The organism is Nonomuraea sp. NPDC003727 (assembly GCF_053586935.1).
In genome coordinates this window covers 125,374-131,666 of sequence record NZ_JBSFNE010000013.1, presented here as the reverse complement: position 1 = coordinate 131,666, position 6,293 = coordinate 125,374, and the positions used below count along the sequence as shown (strand labels likewise).

Here is a 6,293-nt window from a genome sequence, read left to right as displayed (position 1 = left end):
GCCGGGGTGCCGGGGTGCCGGGGTGCCGGGGTGCCGGGGTGCCGGGGTGCCGGGGTGCCGGGGTGCCGGGGTGCCGGGGTGCCGGGGTGCCGGGGTGCCGGGGTGTCGGGAGAGAGTGGCTGAGGGCTCAGGTGGTGGGGAGGGTGCGGGCGATTTCGTGTGCCTCCTTCACCGCTGCCGGAATGTCCAGGACGGGGAAGATCGTGTGCCGGATCACCCGCTGCCCGTCCACCACAAGGATGAGCCGCTTGAGCCGTACCGTCTGCCCCGCCCTGAACGTCGGCAGCCGCAGGGCCGCCGCCAGCCGCAACTCGGTGTCCGACAGCAGCGGGAACGGGATCCCCTCCAGTTCCGCGAAGACCGCCTGCTCGTCGGGACGCTGCGTGCTCACCCCCCGAATCGCGATCCCGTCGCCCGCGAACGCGGCGGCGTGGTCCCTGAACAGCCGGTTCTCCAGGGTGCAGCCCACCGCCCCCGGCACCTCGTTCCACGCGGGCGGCAGCGGCGACGGCACGCCGGTGGCCGGGTAGGTGAACAGCACCGTGGGACCGTCCACCAGCTCGACGGGGCCGGAGGCGCTCGGCAGTTCCACCGGCGCCGGGATCGTGGTCCCGGCCAGCGCCCGCACCCGCTGGGCCTCCGGGCTGCCGGGCGGTGCCACCCCGGTCAGCGTGCCGTCCCCGGCGAGCCAGCGGTCGCCCCAGTCCTGCAGGGAGATCAGCACCGGAGCGAGGGCCCATCCCACGTCGGTGAGCACGTACTCGTGCCGGACCGGCCCCGACTGGTACGGCCTGCGCTCCAGCACCCCGCGCTCGACCAGGTGCCGCAGCCGTTCGGTGAGGACCTTGCGGGAGATGCCCAGCTCGACCAGCAGTTCCTCGAAGCGCCGGCGCCCCCGCGTGGCCTCGCGCACGATCAGCAGGCTCCACCAGTCGCCGACCACGGACGCGGCCTGCGCGATCGAGCAGGGGACGTCCTGTCCGCGAAGGTCTCGGTTCATGTCCTCACTGTACGCCGGGCGAGTCTCTAAAGGAGACTGAGAATGCGCACCAGCGCGCTCTCCAGCGTGCCCGCCGGGTCGAGGTCGGGGCCGGCGCTGCGCCAGGCGACGTACCCGTCGGGGCGCACGAGGACCGCGCCGGCCTTGCCCACGCCGTACCGCTCCAGCCACTGTCCCTCGACGTCCAGCAGTTCGCCGCCGATGCGGTGCGGCGCCAGACGCACGCCGAGCTGGTCCCTGACGGCGCGGCCGGCGTCCACCCAGCTCTGCCCGTACGGCCCGGCGAGCAGCACGAACCCCGACCCGAACAGGTCGAGCGTCGAGATCGTGCGCCCGTCCCAGTCGAGGACGACGTGCGGGGCTCGACCGCCGGGCCGGCCCGTGGCGACGCGCGGGTCCTCCAGCAGCGAGCCGTCGTCGTCCGGCTCCGACAGGATCGCGGCGGAGTGGTACCGGCACCCGAGGATCGCGGCGAAGGGGTCCTCGAGCGGCTCGGGGTAGTCGACCCGCTCCGCCGGCGGCATGCGGAAGCCGAGGTTGGCCAGCTGGGCGTCGGCGACCAGCTCGCCGACCGGACGGCGTTCGGCGTCGTAGGAGTCGAGGAAGGCGGGGTCGGCCTGGCCCGAGACGACCAGCCAGAGCCGCCAGGCGATGTCGCAGCCGTCCTGCAGCGCGGTGCTTCCGCCCTGCCCGCCGGTCGGCGGCATGGTGTGGGCGGCGTCGCCGGCCAGGAACACCCGCCCCACACGGTAGGTGTCGGCCAGGACGTGGCCGATGGCGAACGACGTGGTGTCCAGGACGGTGACGTCGAGGTCGGGCACGCCGACGCCGAGCCGTACCATCTCGACGTCGTCGAAGCCGGGCTCCTCGCCGTCGTAGTTGACGCCGAGCACGTGGGCGCCGACGCCGGTGCCGGTGATGAGCGCGCCGGTGAAGGTGGTGTTCTGCAGGAACCAGAGGGTGACCTCGCGCTCGTTGACCAGGGTGGTGAGGTCGGCGTCGAACATGATCGCGCGCATGTGGCCGAGCACCCCCTTGCCCGAGGTGGTGACGCCGAGTGCGGCCCTGATCGGGCTGCGGTAGCCGTCGGCGGCGATGACGTAGTCGGCCCGCACGGTCGTCTCGACGCCGTCGGCGCGGAGCAGGGCGGTCACGCCGTCCTCGTCCTGCTCGAGCGACACCAGTTCGGTGGAGAAGCGCAGGTCGGCGCCCAGTTCTTCGGCCTTGCGGCGCAGGATCCGCTCGACCTCGGCCTGGGGGGCGCCCAGGTCGGGCGCGGGCGACAGGTGCCGGGGGAAGGGCATGGTGCTGGTGTCGAGGATGATGTTGGCGTCGGGGTCGGTGAGACTGGCCGCGATCGCGATGCGCATGCTCTCGCCGATGCCCTGCCAGATACCCCGGAGCTCTTCCTCCAGGCCGGAAACGGGGCGTAGCAGCTCGACGGCGCGCGTGCTGACGCCGAACGCCTTGGGCTGGATCGAGGTGCTCGCGTGCCGCTCGACCAGCATGACGGGGACGCCCCGCCAGGCCAGCATGGTCGCGGCGCTGAGGCCCGCGTAGCCGCCGCCGACGATCAGTACGGGTACTCGCATCGTTCGCTCCTTCGAGACATATCGCGTATCGTCAAGATATGACGCGACTTCTCGATCGTCAAGATATATCTCGAGTTGCTCGACTCATCGGCTTCGGGTCGGGGTTCCGGCTCCGGGTTCGGTCCGTACGGCTCCCGCACGGGCGTCGCACCCCCTGAGCGGTTATCGCCGCGGCAGCGCGGGCTCAGCAGTCAGCGGGGCCTCGCCACGCCCGTCATATCTTCGTGACGACGCGGCAGCGCCCAGCGCGGGTCCAGTCCGCCACCTGGGCTGCGCATCGCAGGCGCCCGAGAGCGGGCCACCTCGATCGGAGCGTCCGGCGTGCCTGCTCCGGCGCGGGTGGTGCGCGATCAGTCGCGCAGGTGCTGCTCCAGCCGTTCGACCTTGCTCGTCATGCCGTCGGTGACGCCCGGACGGACGTCCGCCTTCAGCACCAGGCTGACCCGGGGAGCGACCTCGCCCACGGCCTCGACGGCCCGCTTCACCACGTCCATCACCTCGTCCCACTCGCCCTCGACGGTGGTGAACATGGCGTCGGTCCGGTTGGGGAGCCCGCTGTCGCGGACCACCTTGACCGCGCGCGCCACCGGCTCCGAGACTCCCTCGCCGACCCCGAGCGGCGTGATGGAGAATGCAACGATCATGACTCGATCCTAGCCGCGAGAAACCACCATGCCACCGAGCCGGCTCGCGCTTCGCGCGCGCACCAGCCAGACCGATCGGCTCGGGCTGCGTTTCCGCATCGGGTGCTCGATCGGTTCGGGCTGCGCTTGCGCGCCGGGTGACCGATCAGCTCGGGCCGCTTGTCTACCGAGTGACCGATCGGCTCGGGCCGCGTTCGGGCGCCGGGCTGCCGGGTGACCGATCGGCTCGGGCCACGTTCGGGCGTCGGCCTGCCGGGCGGCCCCGCGCTGCTCTTCCGTGCCGGGCTGCCGGCTTGCTGCGCTTTCCTCGCCCGGCTGCCGGTCGGTTCGCGGTGCGCGACGTTTCCGGTTTACTCAGACGGTTTGGTTGTCGGGCTGTCCGCCGGGCCGGCGCGTCGGCGTCGCGGTCCCGTGGGAGCCGCGTCCCCGCCGCGCATGCCGGAGGAGTGCCCTTCCCGGGGAAGGGCCGTGGGTGGGAGCGGTGGCTCCCACCCCTGAGCCTCAGTGGTCGTGACCTTCGTGGTCATCCTCGTCCTCGTCGCTGGGCCCCTCGGAGGGCTCAACGCCCAGAACGGCCTCGCGCGGCTCGACCTCCTGGATGTGGTCGATCAGCGACAGGACATGGTCGGGCTCGATAAGCCACTGCAGCGCGGTCGCGCCCGTCTCGTCGGAGCTGACCAGCTCCGCCTGCTCCTTGCGCTCGTCCTCGTCGAGGTCGGCGTCAGGGTGCCGGATCTCGGCGAGGGCGGCCGCCTGCAGGGCGGCGACGTCCAGCACCTCGACGGTCAGCTCGACCGTGAGGCGGAGGAACTTTTCTTCATCACTCATGGCAGAAGAGCCTAGGGCAGCTTCCACTCCACGGGCGTCGCGCCTTGCTGGACGAGCAGCTCATTGGCCCGGCTGAAGGGGCGCGAGCCGAAGAAACCGCTGCGGGCCGACAGGGGCGACGGGTGGGCGGACTCGATGCGCGGCACCTGTCCGAGCATGGGCGCGAGGTTGCGGGCGTCCCGGCCCCACAGGATCGCCACCATCGGCTTGTCACGCGCGACCAGCGCGTGGATGGCCTGCTCGGTCACCTCTTCCCAACCCTTGCCGCGGTGGGAGGCCGGCTTGCCCGGCATGACGGTCAACACCCTGTTGAGCAGCAGGACGCCCTGCTCGGCCCATGGGGTCAGGTCACCGTTGGACGGCATCGGCAGGCCGAGGTCGGTCTCCATCTCCTTGTAGATGTTGCGCAGGCTGCCGGGCAGCGGGCGCACGTCGGGGGCCACGGAGAAGGACAGCCCCACGGGGTGCCCTGGCGTGGGGTAGGGGTCCTGGCCCACGATCAGCACCTTGACCTCGTCGAAGGGCTGGTTGAAGGCTCGCAGGACGTGGGAACCGGAGGGAAGGTACTGCCTGCCCTCGGCGATCTCGTTGCGGAGGAAATCTCCCATGTCCGAGATGCGCTGGGCGACGGGCTCGAGAGCGCTGGCCCATCCAGGTTCGACTACTTCGTGTAGGGGACGACCGACCATGGACATGCACCCTACCGATCAGCTCCGACAAACCGCAGGCCGTACCGAAAAGATCACAAAGCGGGCTTGCCCGGTGTGTACAGCCAGGTATCGAACAGGGTGTCGAGCTGCTTGCCGGAGATCCGTTCCGACAGGGCGACGAAGTCGGCGGTGGTGGCGTTGCCGTACTTGTGGTCGGTGACCCAGGTGCGCAGGATCCTGAAGAACGTCTGGTCGCCGACCGCCTTGCGCAGGACCTGGAGGGTCATCGCGCCGCGCACGTAGACGGCGTTGTGGAAGAGGTGCTTGGGGCCGCCGGGGTCGGCGGGCGGAATCTTCCAGAACGGGTCCTCGGCGGGCTTGGCGTAGGCGTCGGCGAAGGCGGACGACAGGCGGACGGTGCCGAGCTTGTCGGCCCACATCCATTCGGCGTAGGTGGCGAAGCCCTCGTTGAGCCAGATGTCCTTCCAGCGGGTGGGGGTGACGGCGTCGCCGAACCACTGGTGGGCCAGCTCGTGCGAGAGCAGGACGTCGTCGGGGACGTTCGGGTAGACGGGCCTGGTCTGCGCCTCCAGCGCGTAGCCGACGGTGGGAGCGTTGTCGGCGATGGCGCCGGTGGTGGAGAACGGGTAGGGGCCGAACATCCGGCTGAAATAGGCGAGCAGGGGGCCGTGCCGTCGGGCCAGGCGCTTGCCGGCGTTCCCGAGCGCGGGATCGACGGCCACGATCGTGCGCAGGCCGTTCACCTTGGTGTCGGTGACGGTGAAGGCGCCGATGGTGACGGTCGCCAGGTAGCTGGCCATGGGCTCCTTGGCGGACCAGACGTAGGTCGTCTTGCCCATCGCGGCGTTCTTGGAGACCAGTTCGCCGTTGGCCACCGCGACGCGGTCGTTCGGCACGGTCACCCTGAACCGGTAGCCGGCCTTGTCGGTCATGTGGTGGTTGCCGGGGTACCAGCTCATGGCCCCCTGGGGCTGGTTGGCGTTGAACACGCCGTCCGGGGTGCGCACCCAGCCTTCCTTGGAGCCGTCGGGGTCGACGACGTAGGCGGGCCGGCCGTTGTAGGTCACCGCGACGGTGAACGCCTTCCCCTTGGCGATGCCGGTGGCCGGCGTGACGACCACCTCGTCGTTCCTGCGGGTGAACCGCGCGGCCGTCCCGTCGACGGTGACGGAGGAGACGGTCATGGTCCTGACCAGGTCGAGGTTGAACCGGCTGAGGGCCTGGGTGCTGCGCGCGCCGATCGTCGCCGTGCCCTGCAGGACGCGGGTGCGGGGGTCGTAGTCGAGCGCCAGGTCGTAGTGGCGGGCGTCGTAGCCGCCGTTGCCCTGCGCCGGGAAGTACGGGTCGCCCGCGCCCGGGGCGCCGGGGGAGTCGGCCACGGCGGAGGCGTGCGGAAGGGCGATGACGGTGAAGGCGGCCAGGGCGAGAAGACGCTTCATAGAGCGATTCTCGCGCACGCGCACCGCCCGCTCGGAGCGCATGCCCACCGCCCGCCGCCCGCCGGGAGTGGCGCGCCTCTGTTCCAGGCGGAAACCAGGGCCCATTCCAGGCGGAAACC

At 71.2% G+C, this 6,293-nt stretch carries 6 protein-coding genes; all 6 read right to left on the bottom strand.

Features of this window, described 5'->3' with window-relative positions:
• Window positions 1-127: 127 nt before the first annotated feature.
• The 6 genes from ACWDLG_RS31085 to ACWDLG_RS31060 all read right to left on the bottom strand — a co-directional run bounded on the left by ACWDLG_RS31085 (window position 128) and on the right by ACWDLG_RS31060 (window position 6,174).
• A complete protein-coding gene (locus ACWDLG_RS31085; protein ID WP_449926728.1) occupies window positions 128-1,000 on the bottom strand; it encodes a winged helix-turn-helix transcriptional regulator in 873 nt (290 codons plus the stop codon).
• A gap of 26 nt (window positions 1,001-1,026) precedes the next feature.
• Window positions 1,027-2,592 carry an FAD-dependent monooxygenase gene (locus ACWDLG_RS31080; RefSeq protein WP_449926725.1) on the bottom strand — a complete coding sequence of 522 codons (1,566 nt, stop codon included), beginning with the start codon at window positions 2,590-2,592 and terminating at the stop codon, window positions 1,027-1,029.
• 350 nt (window positions 2,593-2,942) lie between these two features.
• Entirely contained in the window at window positions 2,943-3,236 is a 294-nt protein-coding gene (locus ACWDLG_RS31075) for an MTH1187 family thiamine-binding protein (protein WP_449926723.1), read from the bottom strand.
• A gap of 501 nt (window positions 3,237-3,737) precedes the next feature.
• A complete protein-coding gene (locus ACWDLG_RS31070) occupies window positions 3,738-4,064 on the bottom strand; it encodes a hypothetical protein (RefSeq protein ID WP_354917124.1) in 327 nt (108 codons plus the stop codon).
• 11 nt (window positions 4,065-4,075) lie between these two features.
• Window positions 4,076-4,753, bottom strand: coding sequence for a uracil-DNA glycosylase (locus ACWDLG_RS31065; protein WP_354917126.1), 678 nt, complete (start codon window positions 4,751-4,753; stop codon window positions 4,076-4,078).
• Between the two features lie 53 nt (window positions 4,754-4,806).
• Complete coding sequence (locus tag ACWDLG_RS31060; RefSeq protein WP_449926719.1) at window positions 4,807-6,174, bottom strand: M1 family metallopeptidase; 1,368 nt, start codon at window positions 6,172-6,174, stop codon at window positions 4,807-4,809.
• Window positions 6,175-6,293 lie beyond the last annotated feature (119 nt).

Coding starts and splice junctions, on each gene's coding strand:
- ACWDLG_RS31075 (WP_449926723.1), bottom strand. CDS start 3,236: ATGATCGTTGCATTCTCCATCACGCCGCTCGGGGTCGGCGAGGGAGTC.
- ACWDLG_RS31065 (WP_354917126.1), bottom strand. CDS start 4,753: ATGGTCGGTCGTCCCCTACACGAAGTAGTCGAACCTGGATGGGCCAGC.
- ACWDLG_RS31085 (WP_449926728.1), bottom strand. CDS start 1,000: ATGAACCGAGACCTTCGCGGACAGGACGTCCCCTGCTCGATCGCGCAG.
- ACWDLG_RS31080 (WP_449926725.1), bottom strand. CDS start 2,592: ATGCGAGTACCCGTACTGATCGTCGGCGGCGGCTACGCGGGCCTCAGC.
- ACWDLG_RS31060 (WP_449926719.1), bottom strand. CDS start 6,174: ATGAAGCGTCTTCTCGCCCTGGCCGCCTTCACCGTCATCGCCCTTCCG.
- ACWDLG_RS31070 (WP_354917124.1), bottom strand. CDS start 4,064: ATGAGTGATGAAGAAAAGTTCCTCCGCCTCACGGTCGAGCTGACCGTC.